Source organism: Streptomyces sp. XH2 (assembly GCF_049725035.1).
In the GTDB taxonomy this organism is placed as follows: Bacteria; Actinomycetota; Actinomycetes; order Streptomycetales; family Streptomycetaceae; genus Streptomyces; species Streptomyces roseoverticillatus.
Window position 1 is genome coordinate 114,605 of the sequence record NZ_JBMMMZ010000016.1, and the last position, 20,648, is coordinate 135,252.

The 20,648-nt window shown below is 70.6% G+C and carries 18 protein-coding genes; 9 read left to right on the forward strand and 9 right to left on the reverse strand.

The genetic code is table 11. From position 1 onward, the window contains the following. Positions 1-26: 26 nt before the first annotated feature. Both ACOTKD_RS30745 and ACOTKD_RS30750 read right to left on the reverse strand, forming a co-directional pair. A complete protein-coding gene (locus ACOTKD_RS30745; protein WP_424892274.1) occupies positions 27-3,284 on the reverse strand; it encodes a lantibiotic dehydratase in 3,258 nt (1,085 codons plus the stop codon). Next, a complete protein-coding gene (locus tag ACOTKD_RS30750; RefSeq protein WP_424892275.1) occupies positions 3,281-3,691 on the reverse strand; it encodes a roadblock/LC7 domain-containing protein in 411 nt (136 codons plus the stop codon). Before ACOTKD_RS30750 ends, ACOTKD_RS30745 begins: the two co-directional genes overlap by 4 nt. A 710-nt stretch (positions 3,692-4,401) precedes the next feature. Here ACOTKD_RS30750 and ACOTKD_RS30755 point away from each other — a divergent pair. The 5 genes from ACOTKD_RS30755 to ACOTKD_RS30775 all read left to right on the forward strand — a co-directional run bounded on the left by ACOTKD_RS30755 (position 4,402) and on the right by ACOTKD_RS30775 (position 9,074). Next, positions 4,402-4,851 (forward strand): ATP-binding protein, encoded by a 450-nt coding sequence (locus ACOTKD_RS30755; protein ID WP_424892276.1) that lies wholly within the window; start codon positions 4,402-4,404, stop codon positions 4,849-4,851. Then, positions 4,851-5,879 (forward strand): aldo/keto reductase, encoded by a 1,029-nt coding sequence (locus ACOTKD_RS30760; RefSeq protein ID WP_424892277.1) that lies wholly within the window; start codon positions 4,851-4,853, stop codon positions 5,877-5,879. Before ACOTKD_RS30755 ends, ACOTKD_RS30760 begins: the two co-directional genes overlap by 1 nt. A gap of 98 nt (positions 5,880-5,977) precedes the next feature. After that, positions 5,978-7,318: a B12-binding domain-containing radical SAM protein gene (locus ACOTKD_RS30765; protein ID WP_424892278.1), complete on the forward strand. Its 1,341-nt coding sequence runs from the start codon at positions 5,978-5,980 to the stop codon at positions 7,316-7,318. Between the two features lie 76 nt (positions 7,319-7,394). After that, complete coding sequence (locus ACOTKD_RS30770) at positions 7,395-8,522, forward strand: DNA glycosylase AlkZ-like family protein (protein WP_424892279.1); 1,128 nt, start codon at positions 7,395-7,397, stop codon at positions 8,520-8,522. Between the two features lie 96 nt (positions 8,523-8,618). Then, positions 8,619-9,074: an NUDIX hydrolase gene (locus ACOTKD_RS30775; RefSeq protein WP_424892280.1), complete on the forward strand. Its 456-nt coding sequence runs from the start codon at positions 8,619-8,621 to the stop codon at positions 9,072-9,074. 85 nt (positions 9,075-9,159) lie between these two features. Here ACOTKD_RS30775 and ACOTKD_RS30780 read toward each other — a convergent pair whose 3' ends face one another. The 5 genes from ACOTKD_RS30780 to ACOTKD_RS30800 all read right to left on the reverse strand — a co-directional run bounded on the left by ACOTKD_RS30780 (position 9,160) and on the right by ACOTKD_RS30800 (position 14,367). Then, positions 9,160-9,867 carry a 2'-5' RNA ligase family protein gene (locus tag ACOTKD_RS30780; protein ID WP_424892281.1) on the reverse strand — a complete coding sequence of 236 codons (708 nt, stop codon included), beginning with the start codon at positions 9,865-9,867 and terminating at the stop codon, positions 9,160-9,162. A gap of 33 nt (positions 9,868-9,900) precedes the next feature. Further along, positions 9,901-11,274, reverse strand: a complete 1,374-nt coding sequence (locus tag ACOTKD_RS30785; RefSeq protein WP_424892282.1) for a hypothetical protein — start codon at positions 11,272-11,274, stop codon at positions 9,901-9,903. A gap of 12 nt (positions 11,275-11,286) precedes the next feature. After that, positions 11,287-11,769, reverse strand: coding sequence for a PPC domain-containing DNA-binding protein (locus tag ACOTKD_RS30790; protein ID WP_424892283.1), 483 nt, complete (start codon positions 11,767-11,769; stop codon positions 11,287-11,289). A 26-nt stretch (positions 11,770-11,795) separates the two neighbouring features. After that, positions 11,796-12,797, reverse strand: a complete 1,002-nt coding sequence (locus ACOTKD_RS30795) for an asparaginase (RefSeq protein ID WP_424892284.1) — start codon at positions 12,795-12,797, stop codon at positions 11,796-11,798. A 67-nt stretch (positions 12,798-12,864) separates the two neighbouring features. Beyond that, the gene (locus ACOTKD_RS30800) at positions 12,865-14,367 is read right to left on the reverse strand and encodes a transcriptional regulator, XRE family protein (RefSeq protein ID WP_424892285.1); all 1,503 of its coding nucleotides are present in this window, start codon (positions 14,365-14,367) and stop codon (positions 12,865-12,867) included. A 175-nt stretch (positions 14,368-14,542) separates the two neighbouring features. Between ACOTKD_RS30800 and ACOTKD_RS30805 the strand changes: the two genes are divergently transcribed. The 3 genes from ACOTKD_RS30805 to ACOTKD_RS30815 are packed head-to-tail and all read left to right on the forward strand — an operon-like array spanning position 14,543 to position 16,039. After that, a complete protein-coding gene (locus tag ACOTKD_RS30805) occupies positions 14,543-15,475 on the forward strand; it encodes a helix-turn-helix domain-containing protein (protein WP_424892286.1) in 933 nt (310 codons plus the stop codon). Then, positions 15,472-15,702 carry a DUF397 domain-containing protein gene (locus tag ACOTKD_RS30810; protein ID WP_424892287.1) on the forward strand — a complete coding sequence of 77 codons (231 nt, stop codon included), beginning with the start codon at positions 15,472-15,474 and terminating at the stop codon, positions 15,700-15,702. The genes ACOTKD_RS30805 and ACOTKD_RS30810 overlap by 4 nt, the downstream gene beginning before the upstream one ends. A gap of 31 nt (positions 15,703-15,733) precedes the next feature. Further along, positions 15,734-16,039: a MazG nucleotide pyrophosphohydrolase domain-containing protein gene (locus tag ACOTKD_RS30815; RefSeq protein ID WP_424892288.1), complete on the forward strand. Its 306-nt coding sequence runs from the start codon at positions 15,734-15,736 to the stop codon at positions 16,037-16,039. A 252-nt stretch (positions 16,040-16,291) separates the two neighbouring features. Here the strand turns inward: ACOTKD_RS30815 and ACOTKD_RS30820 are convergent, their stop codons facing one another. Then, complete coding sequence (locus tag ACOTKD_RS30820) at positions 16,292-17,014, reverse strand: prepilin peptidase (RefSeq protein WP_424892289.1); 723 nt, start codon at positions 17,012-17,014, stop codon at positions 16,292-16,294. Positions 17,015-17,463: 449 nt separating this feature from the next. Between ACOTKD_RS30820 and ACOTKD_RS30825 the strand changes: the two genes are divergently transcribed. Further along, positions 17,464-18,144: a hypothetical protein gene (locus ACOTKD_RS30825; protein ID WP_424892290.1), complete on the forward strand. Its 681-nt coding sequence runs from the start codon at positions 17,464-17,466 to the stop codon at positions 18,142-18,144. A 219-nt stretch (positions 18,145-18,363) separates the two neighbouring features. Here the strand turns inward: ACOTKD_RS30825 and ligA are convergent, their stop codons facing one another. Next, a complete protein-coding gene (gene ligA, locus ACOTKD_RS30830; RefSeq protein ID WP_424892291.1) occupies positions 18,364-20,427 on the reverse strand; it encodes an NAD-dependent DNA ligase LigA in 2,064 nt (687 codons plus the stop codon). Between the last annotated feature and the right edge of the window lie 221 nt (positions 20,428-20,648).

A 20,648-nucleotide genomic window follows, 5' to 3' on the forward strand; every position in this document is an offset into this window, starting at 1 on the left:
CCGGAAGCAGTGAGAGGAATCGGTGGTCACCGGGGGCGGCGGGAGGGCCGCATGGTGCCCTGGCGGGCGATGTGTGCATGGGCAGCCGCCCGGGCGAGATGGAGACACGCGCCTTCGTCCTCGGCATTGCCCAGAGCCCTGCGGTGATGCTCCGTCAGCAGAGCGCGGAGGGCCACGTCGGAGTCCAGGTGGTGCCCCTCGAAGGTGTCCAAGGCCGTGCGGTAGTCCGCGAGGGCCCGCCGCCGCGCGGCCCGCGCGGCGGCGTCGGCATCGGGGAGGCAGTGCGCCACCGGCTCCAGGTCACCGAGGACCCGGCCGGCTTCCTCACGCAGCGCCCGGGGCAGCCGCACGGACAAGACGGGCTTGGGCTGCGCCGCCAGCCACCGCACTGCCGCCTCGCGGCCGCCGTGGAAGCCGGCAGCGAAGTCGAGCAGGTGCGCCGCGATCAGCACACGGCGGTCGACCCGCGGTGCGCGGGCGAGCTGCTCGGCCACCACGGTGGAGTCGGCCGCGAAGCACCGCTCGGCCGCAAGCAGCACAGGGCCCGAGCCCCACAGCCCGGTGTGCGGCCGATACGGCACGAGCGCGAAGTCCGCCACCACCGCGCCCTCGGCCAGGCGCTGCGCCCACTCGCCCAGCCGCTGCATGACCAGCCCCGGGGACGCCCCGGTCCCGTCGCCCTGGAGGAAGAGCTCCAGGTACGGCACGGGGGCCTCGCGGGGCCGGTACCACCACCGGACGGAACCGAGCTCGGTGAGCAGACGCGGCAGGTGGCGGGTGATCAGCTCGCCGCGCGCCTGGGCGGGCCCGTAGAGCCGGGCGCACAGGGAGGGCGAGGCGCCGGGAAGGTGACCGTGGCCGGGCGAGGACATCGCGACCGTCGGGCGCAGCCGGGGAGCAGCCTGTGGCGGCGCGGCGGAGCGCAGCAGCACCACGAGCTCGGTCGGCCGGCCGCACCATCCGTACGCGTCCGGGGCCGGGGCTTCGGTGAAGCGGAGCGGGCCGTCCTGCGGGCGCTCGAGCTCGCGGCGCAGCAGCTCCAGGTGGCCGCCGTGCTCGAGGTCGAGGGGCAGGCGCATGTCGTACCGGGTGAGGAGGACCTTGTCCGGGATCCCACGGCGCTCGCGCAGCGCCGCGAATTCCTCCTGCCACTGGCCGGCGCTCGCCGCGCGGCCGGGCAGGTCCGCGGCGTCCAGGCGCCAGGTCGCGGGTGAGAGGACGGTGCGCCCGTGGCACAGGCGGGGCAGGGCCGGAAGGTGGCGGGCCGCGCCCCAGTCGAAGGGGAGGAGTTCGCCGACCGGGCCGGTGAGGCGGGCCGTCTGGCCCCGGACGAGCTCGGCGAGAAACCGGGCGATCCCCGGCGTCTGGAACTCGGCCTGCAACGGATGCGGGAAGTCGGCCTCCAGGACCCGCTGGCGCGCACGGGAGACCAGGAGCAGGCGGTGACCGTCGCACATCACCGCCAGATCGGACATCGGCAGGGTGGCGGCTCCCGGTTCCGGCTCCCGGTACTCGGACAGGCTGATCTGGTGCGGCAACAGCTCGGGGCAGCGGATCAGGTTGCTCGCCGAGGGCCGCAGCGCCGGGAACGTGAGCTGGGCCGGCACGGCGCCTTCGACCAGGGTCGGCCGGTTGGCGAGCGCAGCGGCCAGGCGGCCGGGGCGCTCGGAGGCGAGCATGGCCGGGAAGCGACCGCCGGAGAAGTACCCGAAGCCCCGCGACAATCCCCGGGTCGCGATACGGAAGTCGCCGGTCTCGAGGGCCTGCCTCGACGGGCTGTGGACCTCGACCAGCATCTCCGTGTGCGGCGGGACATCCATCCGCGCAGGATCGCCGACCGCCAGTGCCGCGATCGTCACCTCATCGAGCTCGAGATCCCGGCCGTCGGCCAGAGCTTGCTGGACGAGCGCGAGCAGCCGCGCGTCCCGACGAGAGACAGATGGCCGCACGGGGGGAGCACTGCCGTGGAAGCCGGCGGGCAGACCGAGCCCCGTCGCGTGATCGACTAAATCGGTCAGCGGGACGAGCACATGGGGGCCGTAGCGGTCGAGGAACCGGTCCCGGTAGGCACGCCACGCCGCCGTCCCGTAGGGCTCCGGGCTGACCCGGGCCAAGGCCGCCACCGCGGATTCCACGTCCCGTGCCACCGCCCGCGGCACCACCACCTCGGCGTCCAGGAGGACACCCACCTGAAGCGGATCCGCGTCGGCCACCCTCGTCATCCGCCGCACCAACGCCGCCCGGCGCGCACCGCCCCTACCCGCCGGGAGCCGGTTGTGCGCGCGCATCAGGCGGTGGACTACCCGCAGCTCCATGACCAGGTCCGCGGACTCCGCAACGCTCTCCAGTCCGCACCGGTCTGCCTGGGCGATCACGTAGCCCAGCGGATCGCTGTGCGTCGACGACGGGCAGAGATTGCTGATGAGCAGGTGCCCGGCCATCAGCTCATCCAGAAGGACGCGCACCGTGTCTTCACTGTCGCCCTGGGCCATGAGCTTGCCCAGCACGTCCCGGTACGGCACCGCGGCCGCGGCCATCTCCATCACCGCGCGCACCTGCGCCGTGTAGCGCACGGACACCTCACGGATCTCCGACGTGGTCACCCCAGGCCGGCGGGGCTGCCACGGCACCACCAGGCGCTCACCGCGCACGATGGCGACGTTGTTGGCCACGATCAGCAGACGCTCGCGCACCGAGGCCAGCGCCTCCAGTCGGGCGATGACCTGAGCCATCCACTCGCCGCCGGCCTGCGCGACGACCCGATGCTCCCCACCCCACCGGACTGCGGCGTGGTCACCGAAGGACCCTTCGGCAACGCCGGCGAACAGCCCCAAGGGCGTGGGGCGCAGCATCCGAAGGCTGTACGCAGCGAGCGAGAGCGCCGCCTTGCGGGCGACTCCCTCCTCGGGGCGGGGGCCGCGGAGCAACGCGTCGAGCTCCGAGGCAAACGCGGGAGCGGCCAGCCGGACCGCGTCGACCAGCTCATGCTCCTGCCACGCGGCGCTCATCCACGCCCACCAGCCGGAACCATCCCCGGAAGCCGAACCCCTGGTGTCAGGCAGCGCCGACACGCGCACCGCAGGGTGCTGCACCGCACGGACCAGCACACAAGGATCGCTGCCGAACCGGAAGGCTTTGCCGTTCCGATGAGCGGGTGGCGGCGCGACGGTCTGCGGAGCGGTTGCGTCTGCATCACCGAAGAGCACGGCGAAGGCGTTGGCAGTGCCCGGGACCACGGTGTCCTGGAGGTCCAGGGCCTGGCCGCTCTGCTGTGCCGCTGTCATGACGCCCCGCTGAACATGAAGCGTCGCGTGTCGCTGGCCAGCAGCTCGGGGAGGTCCGTCAGGAGGACGCCGAGCTCGCGGCCGACATCACCTTCGGCGCCGCCGTCGGCGTAGAGACCGATCACCAGACCTTGCTCGATCAGACCGAACAGGCACATTCCGCGCTCGCCCTCAACCGCATGGTGCACGACCGGTCCGATGCCCTCGAGCTTCGCCATCTCGGAGATGACGATCGCCAGCGAGCTGGCCATGGCCGCACGCTTCTCCGTCTCGCCGTCGTTGAGGGGGACGGCGGGGCTGTGGAACAGCAGCAGGCCATCGGCGCTGACCACGAGCGCGCATCGCAGCTGGGGCACCCTCTGAACGCTGTCGTCCAGAAGTTTCTGGACCGTGCTGGTGTCGTTCATAGCCGTGTGTGTCCTTGGCGTTGGGGGTTGACCGGGGGAACGTTGAAGCAGGGCGGGTGTCCGAGAGGCGATCACCGCGTGCCGCGGCCAAGCGGTGGGGCAGTGCGCACATCGGCGATGAGGTGGACCGGCTGCCGCAGGTTGATCCCGCGGCAGCCGGGACACGCAACGCGCGCTCGCCTCGACGCGTTGCCGTCAATCCGAGATCCCGAACCGCCGGTGCGCTGGCCGGCCCACCCGACGGCTCTCGGGGGAGAGAGGGAATCCGGATCCCACAGCGGACGCCCAGCGGCTGGGTGGGGAGGAATCCCACGCGCTGGTGTCCGGTCTGAAAGGACGAGATCGCCGCAACTGTCGTCGGCGAGGGAGCTCTAGCTGGGGTGCGGCGGCGGTCTGCGCCGTCGCGCGAACGGAGAGGTCTGGCCGGGCGAGGACGTCATCGCGAACTCCGAGAGGAGGGGAGACGGGTGATCCGGCTGACAGCCTGGCGGAAGACGCTGCTCATCGATACGCCATGGCGTCCTCATTTCTTCCTCATTTCGCGGCCCGGCCCCGCAGGCCAGAAGCCAATGAAGTGCTCATATCGGGCAGGGATTTGGCGTTGGCGCGTACCGAAATGAGGAAGAAATGAGGAACGCATGGCGTATCGATGAGCAGCCGGAGTGGGACAGGCTGGGGCCGTGCCGCAGTCGGATTGCAAGGAGAAGCCCATGCCTCCGGCAGACATCGCCCACGTGCCCTTCGGAGACCTCATGGCCCGCCACGCCGTCAACCTCGAGGGCGTGATCGCCCCTCAGCAGGTGGCCAGGGCGAAGGTGCGGGCCACGTGCACCGAGGGCGACCCGGACGACGCCGTCCTGGTCGCCAATGAGCTCGTGGGCAACGCCGTAGAGCACACCGATGACGGCCCCCTTGAACTCCTCCTCGACGTCTACCAGCGCGGCATGACGGTGGCTGTGGCCGACGGCGACCCGGATGTCACCGCCGTCCCCGCACGCCCCGCCCGGCCCCCGGCGTCTCCCACCGCCGATACCGAGGACATCCCCGAGGGCGGCCGCGGGCTCTTCCTGATCGACCAGCACTCCATGACCCGGACCGTGGAACAGCACGGCGACGGCAAGATCATTACGGCTTTCATCCCCCTGGCCGGTACAAACTGATGGCAGGACACGCCCTCGCGCTCCGCCCCTTATGCCGGCGGCTGGCCGTGCACCCGCTCGGCGTGCACTGCGCGGCAGTCGGCGACCACCCCGGCCCCCACGACCAGCCCCTCCGGGACGGCCTGTGGCGCGCGGCCGAATGCGGCGCGACCTTCCTGGACACCTCCGACTCCTACGGCCTGGGCCACTCCGAGCGGATCATCGGCCAGTTCCTGCGCGACTGGCCCGGCCATCGCCTCCAGGTCAGCAGCAAGGTCGGCCTGGTCCGCGGCTCAGCCCCCCACCCTTACGCCGACCGCCGCATCCACCAGCAACTCGAGCAGACCATCGACAACCTCTACATCGAGCCGCCCCTCGCCCTGTACACCCTGGCCTCGCTGGACTTCGGCCCCGCCGACCGCTACCTGGGCAGCGCCATCGACCAAATGCGCATCCTGCGCAGGAACGGGGACATCACCGCCATCGGCATGCGCGGCCCCCACACGGCCCTCGGCGCCCCCCTGGAGGAATGGCGCCGGCAGGCCGCTCGCTTCGTCCACCTGTTCCACTTGATCCAGCCGGACGTCGTGTGGACCCACTACCACGGCCTCACCCCGGCCGTGGCCCTGACCGACGAGGGCGACGACCTCTTCACCTTCACCCGGCGCCACGGCACCGGCCTCGTGCTCGCCGCGCCCCTGGCCCACGGCATCCTCGCCGGCAAGCCCCTCCACCGCCCCACCGCCCAGCACGGACTTGGCGCCCGGGACGCCGGCCCCATCGCCGCCGGGATCCGGGAACTGCGCCACCACTTCGGCCACGCGCCGGGAACGCTCAGTCGCCTGGCGCTGCGCGTGTGCCTCCAGAAGTCCGACCACGCCGCCGTGATCTTCGGATTCCGCAACGAAGCACAGGTCGAAGAGAACTACACCTGCCTCGGCGAACCGCTCACCCCTGAGGAACTCGCGCTCGCCGAGGATGTCTACGCCCGCGTGCGCGTCGGCCTGCAAGACGTCGGCACACCGCCGGCCCACGAGGCGGCCGTATGACCCCGCCCCGGCCGCGACCGGATCATGCGGCTCGGCGAAGCACCACGCAATGGGCACCACGTCCACCCGCCTGATCGGCAACCCTCCGGAGGCTCGCAATGCGCGTCGCACTGGTGTACCCGGAAGTACTCGATTTGGCCCGATTCAAGGAAAAGCGCCGAGAGTTCCCGCCGTTCGGCGTGCTCTACCTCGCCGCGGTCGCCGAACAGGCCGGCCACGACGTGGCCATCGTCAAGGTCACCCACGGCGACCACGTCCGGGACTTCACCGGCGCCGACGCCGTGGCGTTCACCATCCCCTCGTCCGCCACCTACGGCCTCATCCGGGACTGCCGCCGCGACAGCCACTACACCAACGACCCCCTGATCCTGGCCGGAGGAGTTCACCCGAACTTCTACCCGGAGCAGACCCTCGCGGACATCGAACCGGACGTGGTCGGAGTCGGCGAAGGCGAAGAGACCTTCCTCCAGCTCCTGGAGCACGCTCGCAGCCGGCGCTTCGAGGACGTCGACGGCATCTGCTTCCGCGACGGCGGCAAAGCCGTCCGCACCCGCCCGCGCACGCTGCTGCGCAGCATCGACACCCTGCCCTTACCGGCCCGGCATCTCCTGCCGGCCGACGACCTGGTGATGAGCGACCGCCTGTCGAACACCGACCTGCGCATGGCGCACGTGATGTTCAGCCGCGGCTGCCCCTTCCCCTGCCGCTTCTGCGCCGCGGCCCAGACCCGCATCCAGTACCGCTCCGGCGCCAGCGCCCGCAGCGAGCTCACCGACATGATCGAGCGGTACGGAATCCAGGGATTCGCCATAGTTGATGACAATTTCATCGTCAACAAGAACAAGGTCCGGGACATCTGCGCGAACATCACAGACCTGGGCCTGCGCTGGTCGGCACTCTCCCGCGTGGACACCGTCGACGAGGCGCTGCTGGCGGACATGGCCCGCTCCGGCTGCCTGGAGATCAAGTACGGCATGGAGTCCGGCAGCCCGACGATCCTCAAGGCCATGCGAAAGAACATCACCGCCGACCACATCCGCCGCGCCGTGCGATGGAGCCGCGAGGCCGGCATCAGCGTCAAGCTCTTCCTCATCCACGGCTACCCCGGCGAGGACCGGCAGACCACCGGCGAGACCATCGACCTGCTCACCGAGCTCGCCCCCCACATCGACCGCGCCTCCCTCTTCCGCTTCGTCCCCCTGCCCGGGACGTACGTGTACGACCACCCCGAGGAGTTCGACCTCCACGGCACCAGCAGCCAGCCCGGGTGGACGGGCGACTGGAGCCAGTACCACATCCACCACAACCACAAGCACTGGTGGGGGACCGACAAGCAGTTCGCCGCCGTCCAGGCCGGCTACGAGGAGCTCGCCTCGCTCGTGAGCACCCTGTGGCCCGACCGCCACGAATCCGCCCCTTCCGCCCCCGCACCCCGGTAGATCCCACTACGCTCAGGTGCCGCCCTGGCACCTGAGCACCGGCCGACCCCCTGCCCCAGCACAAGGAGCCCCGACCGTGGCCGCGAGCGTGACCCTGCCCGCCCAAGCCGAACGCGCGGCCCTCGCCGCCCGCCACGGCTGGGGACCCGACTCCACCCCCGCCCCCCTCGCCACCCTGGCGGCCGCCCAGGCCGGCCTCCACGCCGCGCGCCTGCTCACCCCCTACGTCACCGCCCACACCCGCAACCCCGCCTTCACCCCGGACGAGCTGCGCACCGCCCTCGCCCCCGGCGGGACCCTGGTGAAGATCCGCTGCATGCGCCGCACCCTCCACCTATGGCCCGCCCACCAGGCCGCCGACGCCCACACCGCCACGCTGCGCCTGCGCCTGGGCGCCACCCTCGCCACGGCCCGCCGGCACGGCCTGACCAAAGCCGGGCTCCAGCAGTGGGGGCAGCGGGCCGTCGACGCACTCGCGGGCGGTCCCCTGCCCTACCGTGACCTGCAAGACCATCTCGCCAAGCAGCACCCCGACTGCGCCGACATCGCGGCCGTACGGCTGGGCATCAAGTGGGCCTGGGAATCCGGACACATCACCTACCGCAACACCGCGGCCTCCCTCCACCGGGAAGAACGCCAGTTCGCCCTCCTCGACCACGCCCACCCCGGCCTCACCCTCACCGGCCCCGATCCTCGGGCAGCCACCGTCGCCCTGCTGACGCGCTACCTGCACGCTTACGGGCCGGCCGCCGAAGGCGACCTGCTGTGGTGGACCGGCCTGACCCGCGCCGAGATCACCCCCGCCCTCGCCGCGCTCCACGGACAGCTCGTCCACGTCCGCGTCGACGGCCTGCCCGACGAGCTCCTCGCGCTGGAGGAGGACGTGGCCAGCATCCGCTCAGCGTCCCCGCTGCCAGCCGACCACCTACGCCTGCTGGCTTTTGAAGACCCCACCTTCAAGGGCTACTTCACCACCCGCAGCCGCTACCACGACCCCGCCCACACCGCACGCGCGTTCAACACCATCGGCGAAGTCCGTGCCACCATCACCGTCGCCGGCCGGATCGCCGGAACCTGGGCCTGGGACAAACGCACCCGCACCGTGCAGTCCACCCTCTTCACCGCCCAGCCCGCATCCGTCCGCCGCCGGATCAAGAAGCACCTCCAGTGCGCCGAGACGTTCCTGCGTACCGAGCCCTGCTGACCCGGCGATACCAATGACGCAAAACCGCCCCACCCGGGCGCAGCGCGGCGCCATAATCGGTGACTCCACCGGCCCCGCGAGAAAACGAATGCCACTGTGACCGCACAGCGCCACCGCCGCATCTGCGACGTCCACATCCTTCTCCTCCGCGACGACCAGGTCCTCCTCAGCCTCCGCAAAGGCGGCTACGCCGCCGGCCTGTGGCAGGTGCCCAGCGGCCACCTCGAGGCGACCGAGCCCACCGACGACGGCGCCGCCCGCGAGGGTCTGGAGGAGATCGGCGTCCGCGTGCCCCCGGGCGAGCTGGAATTCGTGCACTTCATCGACCACCGAGCCCCGGGCGAGGAACCACGGCTCGGCGTCTTCTACCGCGCCCGCTCCTGGGAGGGCGAGCCGCACAACGCCGAGCCCGACAAGTGCGGCGGCCTGGGCTGGTTCCGCCTGGACGAGATCCCCGACAACACCGTCCCGTACCACGCCGCCGCCCTGGCCCACATCGCCCAGGGCACGATGCGCTCGCGGTTCGGCTGGGAGCCCATGCTCGCCTCCTGAGCACAGGACACGCAGCACGAGCTCCCGCCGTAGGCGGCCGTTGAGCAGCCCGCATCGAAGCCGTCGGCTTCTCGCCGGGCGGGGATCAGGGGCGGGAGGGAGCGAGCTGGACCGTGTGAAGGGTCTTCCATCGGTACGCTCCGCTCTCGCGGCGCAGCTCCACCAGGTCCACGGTGTCCACGTACAGCGGCACGGGCGGCAGGGCCCGCAGGGCTGAGACGGCTTCTATGACCGGTCGGGCCTCGCGCTCCGCGTTGCCGTACAAGATCCCCAGATGTGGTCGAAAGCCGTTGGTCGGCCGCCCGCCGGGCAGACCGGTCCGCCGGGCCGATGTGCTCAGCGCCGCGTGCAGCTGGACGAGCGGCGTCCACGGTGCGAGGGAGAAGCGGACGGCTCCGCGTGAGCCGGCAAGCGGGTAGGCGTCCAGGCGAAACGCTGGGAGAGCGCACTCGCGGACCGTTGCGACAAGGCGGTCCAGGTCGCGGGGCTCGACCTGGTCGACGGCGCCGACGCGGGTGAGGGTCACGTGGAGACCGTCGTCCGGGACGGGATCCATCCCCAAGTGCTCCAGCGCGTCCTGGCAATGCCGGGCCCGGCTGAGCAACGAGGTGCTGCGTGGGAAGGTGAGCAGCCAGTAGTAGGCGCGCCGTCCGTTCTCCCAGCCGGGGCGGTCCCAGTGATTGGTCAGGCGGTCCAGGGCCGCGAACGCCTCCCAGTCGTGCCGTGTGATCGTGCCCGGGTCGTCGAGTATCGGCGGTGGCGCGGCGGGGAAAGCATGGTGATCGGTGGTCAAGGCCGGGTCGTACGCCACAGGCAGGATCCTCCTCTACGCCGGGGCCATGACCGCCGCGGCGTCGACGGCAACGGGTGCGGCCTGCGGCTGGGCACGCCACGTCCGCAGTTTCTCGGCATAGTCGCCCACATCAGGCTCGCCCCGCCACCGCTCGGCCGCACGGACGTACAGCTCGTTCGCCCGCTGCCACACCGAGCGGATCGGTGCGGTGGCGCCGGCGTGCAGAGCGCGCCCGCCCAGCAGCATGGCGCGTTCGAGCTCCGGGGAGTCCTGCTGGAGCAGCGCAGTGGCCACATCGAGACGTACGAGGGCGCGGCTCCAGTCGGAGTCGGAGTTCTCGATCAGCTCGTCGATCTCCTCGGCGTGGGCGTGGACGCGGTCGTAGTCGGTGAGGGACAGGCGGGCGGTGATGGCATTGGCCAGGGTCCGAGCCGGGGAATAGGGCACGAAGTCGATGCACGCGGTGATGCCGGTGGGCAGGTGCGGTTGCCGATCGGAGAGCTCGATGGCGCGGCCGATGGCGGCTTCGGCCCGGCGGCGGTCGTTCACACGGGCCAGGGCGCGGGCGCTGCCGTTGATGAGCAGGCGAATGGCCTGGGGATTCTCCCGGCCCAGCTCGACGCCGGCCTCGGCGGCGGCGTGGGCCTCGTCGTAGCGCTGGTTGTAATAGAGGGCCAGGGAGCGCGTGCCGGCTACCCACATCTTCAGGTCCAGCACCCGGGGGTCGACCGGCTCGTCGGGGCCTGTGGCCGCTTGGGCCAGTTCCTCGGCCTCGGTGCAGTAGGCATCCGCGAACTGGAAGGGCTTGTTGGCGTTCACGGCCATGTAGGCCAGGAGCCCGGAGGTCTGTGCGGCCAGGAGGAACAGCCGCATCCGCACTCCCGAGGGCTGCTGACCGGCGATCAGGGTGTGCAGCGTGGTGCGCAGCATTCGGGCCTCGCCGGCGAGCTGTTGCGGGCCGGACGCTTCGTAGCGGTCGATGATGCTGCGGATCGATGTGTCCGCCATCGTCAGCAATGCGGGGTCGGTGTTCGAGCTCGTCAGGGCGCGGGCCTGGGCCATGACCTGGAGCGGGTCATCGAATTCGACTCCGGGCAGGGTACGAAGGGCGGCGCCCTGAGCCGGGAGACCGCTGCTCTCCTGGCTGACCGTCTGGAAGAGCCGCTCGACCGACATCTCGAACATATAGCGCAGGACGGTAGCTGCCGCGGTGTACGGGATGCGCTGGATCTGCCCGGTCATCCACCGGTCGAACGTCGCACGGGAGACGAGCGTGTCGGCAAGGGCCGGGTCGCCCTCCTTCTGAGCCGCGCGCTGCGCCGCCTTACGGAATTCGGCGCTGAACCGCACGTAGGACGCCAGATCACGGGCTTGGACTTCAAGGTAGAACCGGGTGATCCTTGCCATCGGCGCCATCGCTCAGCACCCGCCCGTCCCGGTTCCGTCGCCGAAGTCCAGCAGCGGAACGCCATACAGTCCCGGATCCGCGCGGCGGATGAGACCGGGGGAGGCGATCTCCTGGACGACGAGCTCGTTGATGAACTGGACCTTGGCGCCGAGCAGGTGGCTGGTGCGCCCGTCGGCGGAGGCGGCCTTCAGCCCCGTCGTGACGTGGATGTGGGGGGACAGGCGGCCGGCGTCCGGGTCCCAGGCCAGCGTGCCGCCGCCGAGGACCTCCAGGCTCTCGACCGTGACCTCCTCCCACAGCGGGGCCTCGGGGTCGGCCAGCGGCTGGCAGCTGCCGACGAGCCGGGCCGTGTGGAACCCTCCGATGAAGGTGGGGATGTGGGCCGAGCGGATCTCGTACTCCCGGCAGAAGCGGTCCAGGGCGGCGAAGAAGTCCTCGCCGTGGTCCAGCGCCACGGCGAAGGACCGGCCCCAGGTGATCGGGCGGGCGCGCATGACGGTCTCCTTGGCTTCAGGGGTGGTCACGACCGGGCGGCGAAGGCGGCTTCGATGGCCGGTCGGTCGGATCCGGCGGCGAGGTGGGCCCAGAGCAGCAGCCGGGCCTTGTAGGAGTCGAGAGCACCGCCGCTGATCAGGCCGCGACCGAGCAAGTCGCTCTCGGACCCGGTGAAGCCGTAGGTCGAGGTCAGCACGCTGCCGGAGCCCGTACGGGACGTGAGGACGACGGGCATACGCGACGCGAGCTGCTTCAGGCGGTCGACCCAGCCGGCGGGAACGTGTCCGGCCCCGAACGCGGCGATCACCAGCCCGTCCACGCGGTCCTCCAGCACATCCAGCAGGACCCCGTCGCTGCCCAGTGCCGCAGGCACGATCTCGACCCGGACCGGGCGGACCGCCGTCGCGCTGAAGCCGGCCGGGCGCAGCGGCGCGGCGTGCAGCCGCACCCGGCCTTCCACGACGTGACCGACGGGCCCGGCGCCGGGGGAGGTGAAGGCGGCGATGCTGGTGCTGTGGGCCTTGCGGACGTGTCGGGCCGCGTGGATCTCGTCGGCGAAGACCACCACCACGCCCACGTCCCCTACCGAGCGGCAGGCAGCGGTGCGCACGGCGGCCAGCAGGTTCGCCGGGCCGTCCGCGCCGGGTGCCCGAGGGGGACGCATGGCACCGGTCAGCACGACCGGCACCGGCCCGCGGTAGAGCAGGTCCAGCAGGAACGCGGTCTCCTCCAGGGTGTCCGTGCCCTGAGTGACCACGACGCCGTCGACGCCCTCGGCCACGGCCTGGTGAAGGCGTTCGGCTACCGCAGCGACATCCTCGAGCCTCAGCGACGCGCCGGGAACCTGCCGGAGGTCCTCCACCGAGATCTCGACCTCGTCATCCAGCCCGGGCACCGCTGCGACAAGGTCGGCGCCCGTCAGCCGCGGGGTGACGCCCGCTGCTCCGGGCGCGGCCGGGGTCATCGCGATAGTGCCGCCCAGAGTGAGAACCAGGACGCGGCCTCGGATGGCAGTTTCAGTGGTCACGAGAAGCCCTTTCCAGTGGCAGGGAACAGCAGGTACAGACGTTCGGGGAAGCCCTCGGGCATGCGGTTCACAGGAGGTGGGCGAGTCGGCCGACGAAGCGCAGGACCTCGTTGAGGGCATCCACGCTGAGCAGACGGCTGCGAGGCCGGACGAGCCGGGCGACACCGAGCGCGCCCAGCTCGCGGCAACGGACAGTGAGCCAGCCCCAGTCGAGCGCGAGATAGTCCGCCAGCACTCGCAGGCGACCGCAAGGATCTGGGCCGGCGGCGACGCTGTCGCTACCCGCGTCGTTGAAGAGGTCCGCGAAATGGCGAAGATCCGCAGCAGTGGCCACGGCGTCGGTCTTCCACAGCGCATCCGTACGGACCCAGGTGGCCACCACGGCGCGTTGCCCGGGGATCAAGGCGAAGCCGTCAACGGCCCCGAACTCGGGACGCGGCGTCACCCGCACCTGCACCCCGTGGTGCTCCATCAGCGCGACAGCGAGGAACAGCAAGATCCTCTCGTAGCGTGCGGAGCGGCGCACCACGCCCTCAGGGATGCAAAAGGCCCGGGACAAGGGCGTGCCGCCGACGAAGCGGTGCGTCTGCGACCGCAGGTAGTCCACCTTGTGCCGGTAGAGCAACCACGTCGCGGCTTCCTCTCCCGTCTGCTCACGGGTGAAGAACACCGGCGGGCGGGCGGCGTCGCTCAGATGCCGCTCCAGGTGCCGGGCGCAGAACATGCTCCCGAGCCAGCTGGCGCCCACCGAGGAGAGCCCGGGGACGGACATGCGGCTGGGCGCCGACCGGTCCAGCGACAAGTAGATCGCCAACGCCTCCTGCTCGGCATCGAGTACCTGGTCATCAGCGAGGAGCCCATCGTCGAGCTGCACCAGAGCCCACAGGATCCCGTAGGACAGGTCGTCCAGCAGATGGGCTGCCGACAGAACCATGGCATCGTCCCGTCCGGGTAACGCGGAGCGGACACGACGGGCGTTCCAGGAGTCCACCACATACAGCCGTACATCCTCCTCTCGCTCGTCCACTCCGACGAGCAGCCCTCGACGAGCCGGCCGCAGAAAGCCGTCCAGCGACGCGAGGTCGCCCGTCTGAAGGGTGGCCGCCCCCTCTCGCACCGAGGCCGGGTGGAACTGGACCGCGGTCGTCGTGCCGTCCAGTAACCGGCGCCCTTGCAGCTCCCAGGCGTCCGCGACCTCGTGAGCGGCGGACAGGAACAGACGCGAGGTGGGCCAGCGCCGACTGATCGCCAAGGACGCCTGGAGGCCACCGCGGTCATGCGTCTGCGTCAGCCGGGACTGCATCGTCTCCGGGGCAGGACTGAACAGCTCATCGGCCGAGAAGCCGAGCAGCGCCTCGAGCACCCGCGCGGTATCGCGGCGTGGGCGGCCATACCACTCGCCGCAGCACCAGCGGTCGAAGGTGGCCCGGCTGACCGTAACGCTGGCCAGGCGAGGACAGTTGGTCTCGGCGGCGAGCCGTCTCGCCATCGGCTCGAACTGCTCGCAGAAGACCACCCACGTGTCCCACCGGCGCTCCTGGAGCAGCAGGCGGAACAACGTGGGGCGCATGGCGCACCTTCCTCCGGCGGGGAGACGGGGACGAGCGTCGGCCGGTACGCCAACGGCATATGCAGCACTGGGCAATTGAGCGCACACGCCTCGTGACGTCTGGCTAGGATGCTCCCCGTACCGCGCCTTTAGCAACTGGGGTCAACAAATTGTCGGAAGGATTGGTTGTCGAGTGATGACGGCAGCCACCACACTGGCGCACATGACGGACGGGACCCGCGCTCCGGGCTCGCTGGCTCTCGGCGAAGTCGGCCAGCGCCTCGCAGAGCTCCGCAACCGCGCTGACCTCACGCTCGCGCAGGTCGCGGACCAGCTGCGCCTCCGCGGCATCAAGATCGACACGAGCGGGCTCAGCCGGCTCGAGCGTGGCCGGCGCGCCCGGGTGAGCGAAGACCTGGCCAACGCGATCTTGGACTGCCTCCTGGTCAGCCCAGCGGAACGGGAGGAGATCACCGCTCTGCTCAGCGCCGACACGGCGCCCGCCGGCCGCCCCCGGCCCAAGCTGTGGCTCCGCCACGCCGACCTGCTCGCCCCCATGCAGTTCGAGGGATACCTCAAACAAGAACGGCAAGCCACGGCTATCTGGAACTGGGAACCCTTCGTGGTCCCGGGCCTGCTGCAGACGTCGGACTATGCCCGCGCAGTCATCGAAGGCCTCCGCCCCGAACTCAAGCCGAACGCCGTCCGCGGCCTGGTCGACATCCGCGTCGACCGCCAGAACAAGGTCTACAACGGAGCAGCCCTCACCGACTTCCGCGCCCTGATCGGCGAAGAGGCTCTTCTCAGCACCATCCAGGACCCCGCGGTGATGCACGGCCAACTGCAACGTCTGCTTGATGAGTCCGCCCGCCCCACCGTTGATGTCCGCATCCTGCCGAGGAACACCGGATGCCACCCGGGCATGGCCGGCCCCTTCGTACACATGCGCTTCCCACAGGCCACCAGCAGCGCCGTGTGGGTCGAGACGATGGCCACCTCCATCTACCTCGACCACCCCGACGAGACCACCCGCTACGCCTCGGCCTTCGAAGACCTGTGGCAGCGGGCCCTCAGTCCGGCTGAATCCCGGACGTTCATCACTAACAGACGCAAGGAGCATCACGCGTGACAGCGGACAAGCCGAACCCCGCCGAGCTCGACCTGACCGACGTCGACTGGATCACCGCCAGTGGCGGCGGCGGCAACTGCGTGCTGCTCGGCAGGAAGGGGGAATTCATCCTCGTGGGTGACTCGAAGAACCCTGAGCGCCTGCCGCACGTCTACACGCTCGACGAGGCCCGTGCCTGGGTGGAAGGTGCCAAGGCCGGAATCTTCGACGGGCTCCTTTGCCCGTAGCCACGGGCGTGAGCCTCATACTGGAGACGCCGTGGAGATTCGCGAAGCTCAAAGGCTGGCCTGGGAGAACAAGCTCAACAAGGGGTTCAACACCAGCAATGTCGAGCTCGAGTTTGGCCTGATGACGGCGGAGGTCGGCGAGGCGTTCACCGCATGGCGCAAGAGGAAGAGCGACTTCGGAGAGGAACTCGCCGATGTCCTCCTCTACCTCACGGCGATCGCCTCAATGAACGGCAGTGACCTCGATGACGAGGTCGCCAAGAAGATCAGGAAGAACCAGCACCGGACCTACGAGCGCGACCAGAACGGGACACTCCTTCGAGTATCGGGTGACTAGGGTCATCGAGACCTAAATGGCCATCACGCGTGTCGCTGGATGGTCTGAGCCAGCGCTGCAGCGCGGGCCCGAGGTCGTACGCGTCCAGCAGACATCGCCCGCGGGCGGCACGCCCCTGTCCCAGGGCTGCCATGCAATGTCTGCGGCGGATACCCGGTGTCCTCCTGGCCCCGGGCCCGGGCTCGCCGTGAGGGAAGAGGGGGATGGCAACGGCTGCCCTGACCGACTGCGTGCAGTAGCCCGCCTTGTGGTTCAGCCGGCCGCGGCGGATACGGCGAGCGCGCCAATGATCATGAAGGGGCCGAAGGCGACCTGGGCGCGGCGGTGGCGGCCGATGGCCAGCAGCGCCACTCCGCATACGCCGCCGATGAGGAAGCCGGCGATGGTGCCCCACCACAGGCTGGTCCAGCTGTGCCAGCCGAGGAGAGCGCCGATGGCCGGGGCGAGCTTGACGTCGCCCAAGCCCATCCCCGCGATCAGCGCCAGGAGGAGGAAGACGGCGGTGACGGCCCCGGCCCCGGCCGCTGCCCGGCCGAGGCTGCCGGGCTCGCCGGCCAGCGCGGCGCCGGCGAGCAGCAGGATCGTTCCGGCACAGGCCGGGGCGGTGAGCACGTTGGGCAGGCGCTGAACGGCGAGGTCGATCAGCGCGAGAGCGATGCCGCACGCGGCGAGCCAGTACTGCGCGGCGGCGAACCAGCTCGTGGCACTGCCGGCCGTGAGTGCGGCGAAGGCCGCGGCTGCCGACAGCTCCGCCGAGAGCGCAGGGGGCCCGATGCGCTGTGCGCATGCTGGGCAGCGTCCCGAGAGCGGCAGCGGGCGGAGCCGGCGCGCGTCGAGGAGGGCGGAACCGCAGTGTGGGCAGCTGCTGCGGGAGGTCGCGGGAGCGGGGACCGAGCGGGCGAAGACCACGGGGCGTGCTGCAGCTCCTGCCAGGGCTCCGGCGGCAGCGGATACGGCAACGCTGAGGACGGACATGGTGGAGGGCTCCTTGGACGCGGCCCGGCCTCCGCCATTTCGTGGCCGGTGAGCTTCGACCTTAACGAACCTCTTGAGAGGGGATGCCGGAAGTAGCCCAGCCTCGGACCTTGCCGATGGCATGGCTGCCGGTCCCGTCCGTGAGCGCACTGCTCTCCACGGCGCTGCTCGTCCGCCGGTGAGGGCGACTCCTCCGTTCTCCCGTCGTGGCTTCGTCGCCCGGCGCCGCTGCCGACGGCCGCTGTGCGTGTTCGTCGGCGAGCCGACTGCCATCTCGGTCACCTCGGGCTCGTCGCCGTGGCCCTGGGCGAGGAGGATGTGCAGACACGCCTCTGCTACGAACAGCGCGGTGAGTGGAACGAAGGAAGGATGGCTGCCTCGCTTCATGCCCTGGTGGGCGGCGGTGCGGCTCGCGAACCAGGGATATCGATGAATGAGGAGGCCCTAAATTGGCCAGCAAGCGCGTCTTTTTGCAGAAACGAGCGGCCGGCCGGTTATTGCGGGACCTGCGTGCTGCCGGATTCACCGGTCTCGAAGTCGGGGACGTGGTTGAGCAGTTCGATCGCGTCGTTGCCTGGAAACGACGGGGCCTGACTCGGGACGAGCTCAGCCTCCTTACGGGCTGGGGAGAGCGCGGGAATCGCACTCTGGCTGCTGCAAAGGCGCTGCATGAGGCCAAGCGTCAATTGGGGGTTGCGATGGCCAAGGACTATCGCATGGGCAGCACCGAGGAAGAGATCCTCGCGGGGGCCGCCTTCGCTATTCCGATGGCCGAGGGCCGCAAGCTGCTGCACGACTCCCGGCTGCTGCATGACGCCCTGGAGGCGCTGAAGCCGTGGATGAGCGAGCCGGACGGCCCCGTGGCCCTGCAGCCGCACGGGGTGATGGCGACACGACAGGGCATAGCGCCCACGACCATCTACACGCACTGGAAGGGCGAGAACGAAGCCGCCAGACGGCAGGCCCTCAAGGGCCTGGACGATGCGCTGCGCGCCGTCGGCATCGGATACAGGGACTGTGCGACGAAGGCGCCGCTCAGCGAGGAGAACCTGGTTCAAGGGACGTCGCGGTCGTTGCGGGAGCTCTACTGGCTGGACGCCCCGCACGTGATGGAAGCCGGCACGGAGTGAACGGTGGCCGATCCCAGGGAGCCGCAGGTGTGAGCTGTGGGAGCTGCCGACGCCAGCGGTCGCTGAACCGGTGCCGCGATGCGCACGGCCCAGGACATGGCCGGCCAGCCCACCGGTGTGCTCCGGCTGCTGGCCGCCCCCATGCCCAACGGCCGGGCGCCGTTGTGCGACCGGGCCCGGCTCTGCGGGCCCGACACGCCGGTCTCCGGCGGTGCAGGGTCAGGTGAGGTAGGCGTCCGTCAGTTCGGCGAAGGCTTCCGGGGTGAGGACTTCGACGCCAAGTTCAGCCGCCTTGGCCGCCTTCGAGCTCAGCTTTCCGTTGGTGGATGGGGCGGCGACCAGGATGGACGTCTTGGAGTTGACGCTGCTGCCAGCTCGCCCGCCGGCCTTCTCGATCAAGGCGTTCATCTCGCTCCGGCCGTAGGCCTCGAGCGGCCCGCTCATCTTGCCGGTGACCACGACGACCTTGCCCGTGAGCGGGCCCGCGCTCTGCGCCGCCAGCGACTCCTCGGGCTCGCTCATGTTGACGCCCGCGCCGATCAGCTTGTCAATGACCGGGGCCAGGGCCGCGACCTGCTCGACGATGACCGGGGCCTTCTCCGGGCCGATCCCCTCGACCTCCTGCATCGCGGCGGCGTCGGCCTGGCGGATGGCGTCCATCGTGCCAAAGTGCCGGGCGATGCGGCGGGACATGCTGCGGCCGGTGCCGAGCACGCCCAGCGCGCAGAAGATGCGGCTGAGCGGGTGGGACTTGGCGGCCGTGACCTGGTCGGCGAGCTTGGCCGCGCGCTTGGCGCTGCCGGACGCAGCCATGAGCTGCTCGGTGGTCAGGGTGAACAGGTCAGCGACGTCGGTGACGTCTCCGGACTCGACCAGGGCCGCTACGTAGGTCTTGCCGAGGCCGTCGATGTCGAGCATCTCTCGCCCGGCGGCGTACTCGATCAGCGCCGGCAGGGCGCAGGCGGTGCCCTTGGCGCAGCGCCACCGCTCCTGGGACTTGTTGATCTCCCCGCCGCAGTTGGGGCAGGCCTCGGGCAGCGGAACCTCCCGTGCTCCGGCCGGCCGGAGGCTGGGCACGGCGGCCTGGACACGGGGGATGATGTCGCCAGCCTTGTAGACCGTCACGGTGTCTCCGAGGTGGAGATCGCGGCGGCGGATATCGGCGGGGTTGTGCAGGGTGGCCCGGGTGACGGTGGAGCCGTCGATCTCCACGGCGGCCAGGATCGCGGTCGGGGCGAGGACCCCGGTGCGGCCGACCTCCCACACCACATCCTCCAGAACCGTCTGCCTCTCGACGGCCGGAAGCTTCACCGCGATGGCCCAGTGCGGGAACCGCGTGCCGGTACCGGCCGACTGCTGTTCGGCCGTGTCGTTCAGCTTGACGACTACACCGTCGATCCCGACGGGCAGCTCCGCCCGCATGGCGGCGATGGCGTCGATCCGCGCTTGCGCTTCCACGAGGTCGGAGACGACATGCAGCCCGGCGGGGGAGGCAGCGGTCGTCTGGATCCCGGCCGCGGCCACGGCAGCCAGAACCTGGGCGTGGGTTCCCCCGGCAGGCAGGAACGATTCGCCATCCAGCTCGACCGCGCCGTAGGCCCAGAACGTTAGGCGAAGGCGGTACGGGCGGTCCTTGGCCCGCAGCGTGCCCGCCGCCCCGTTGCGGGGGTTGGCGAAGACCTGCGCGCCATGGGCAGTGCGGACTTCGTTCGCCGTCTCGAACTGCTCCTGGGTGAAGGCCACCTCTCCGCGCACCTCGACGGTGGCCGGTACGGCCAGCTGCTCGGGTAGTCCGTCGACCTGGCCGACGATGTGGCTGACGTCCTCGCCGTGGGTGCCGTCGCCGCGGGTGATGACCTGGACGAGGTGGCCGTCGCGGTAGCGGGCGGCGATGGCCGCACCGTCGATCTTCGGTTCGACGGTGTACCCGCCCTCCGGCGCACGGCCCAGCCGCCGCTGGACGGAGGCGCCCCAGGACAGCAGACCCTCGGCGTCGAAGACGTTGTCCAGGCTCAGCAAGCGCGTGGTGTGCGGGACGTCGCCTGCCGGGGCGGCACCGTCGGCGACCAGGCCCGTGGGGGAGTCGGGCACCGCCTCGGCGGGGCGCTCCTTCTCCCAGGCCAGCACTTGCTGTCGGAGCCGGTCGTAGGTGGCATCGTCGATCGGGCTGTCGCCGTCGCCGTAGTACGCCAGCGAAGCCTCACGCAGCCGGTCGAGCGCAGCCTCATACTCGGCGCGGCTGGATAGGCTGGACAGCGCCACATCGGCGGTAAGAGTCGTCATGAGGGAGATCCTGGCGTACGGCACTGACAATGGCTGACGACTGCGACCCGAGGCGTGCTGCCACCTGGCAGCTGTCCCTCCTGCGTACAGGCTGGGAAGGGGGCTCTGGCAGTCCAGACGCCAGCCAGCTGAGAAGTACTGCCCTGTGGTGGCGGCATGCCCTTCTCGGTACCGCTTGTCCGCCGTTAAAAAGGCGGGAAGACACTTACGAAATCGGCCTT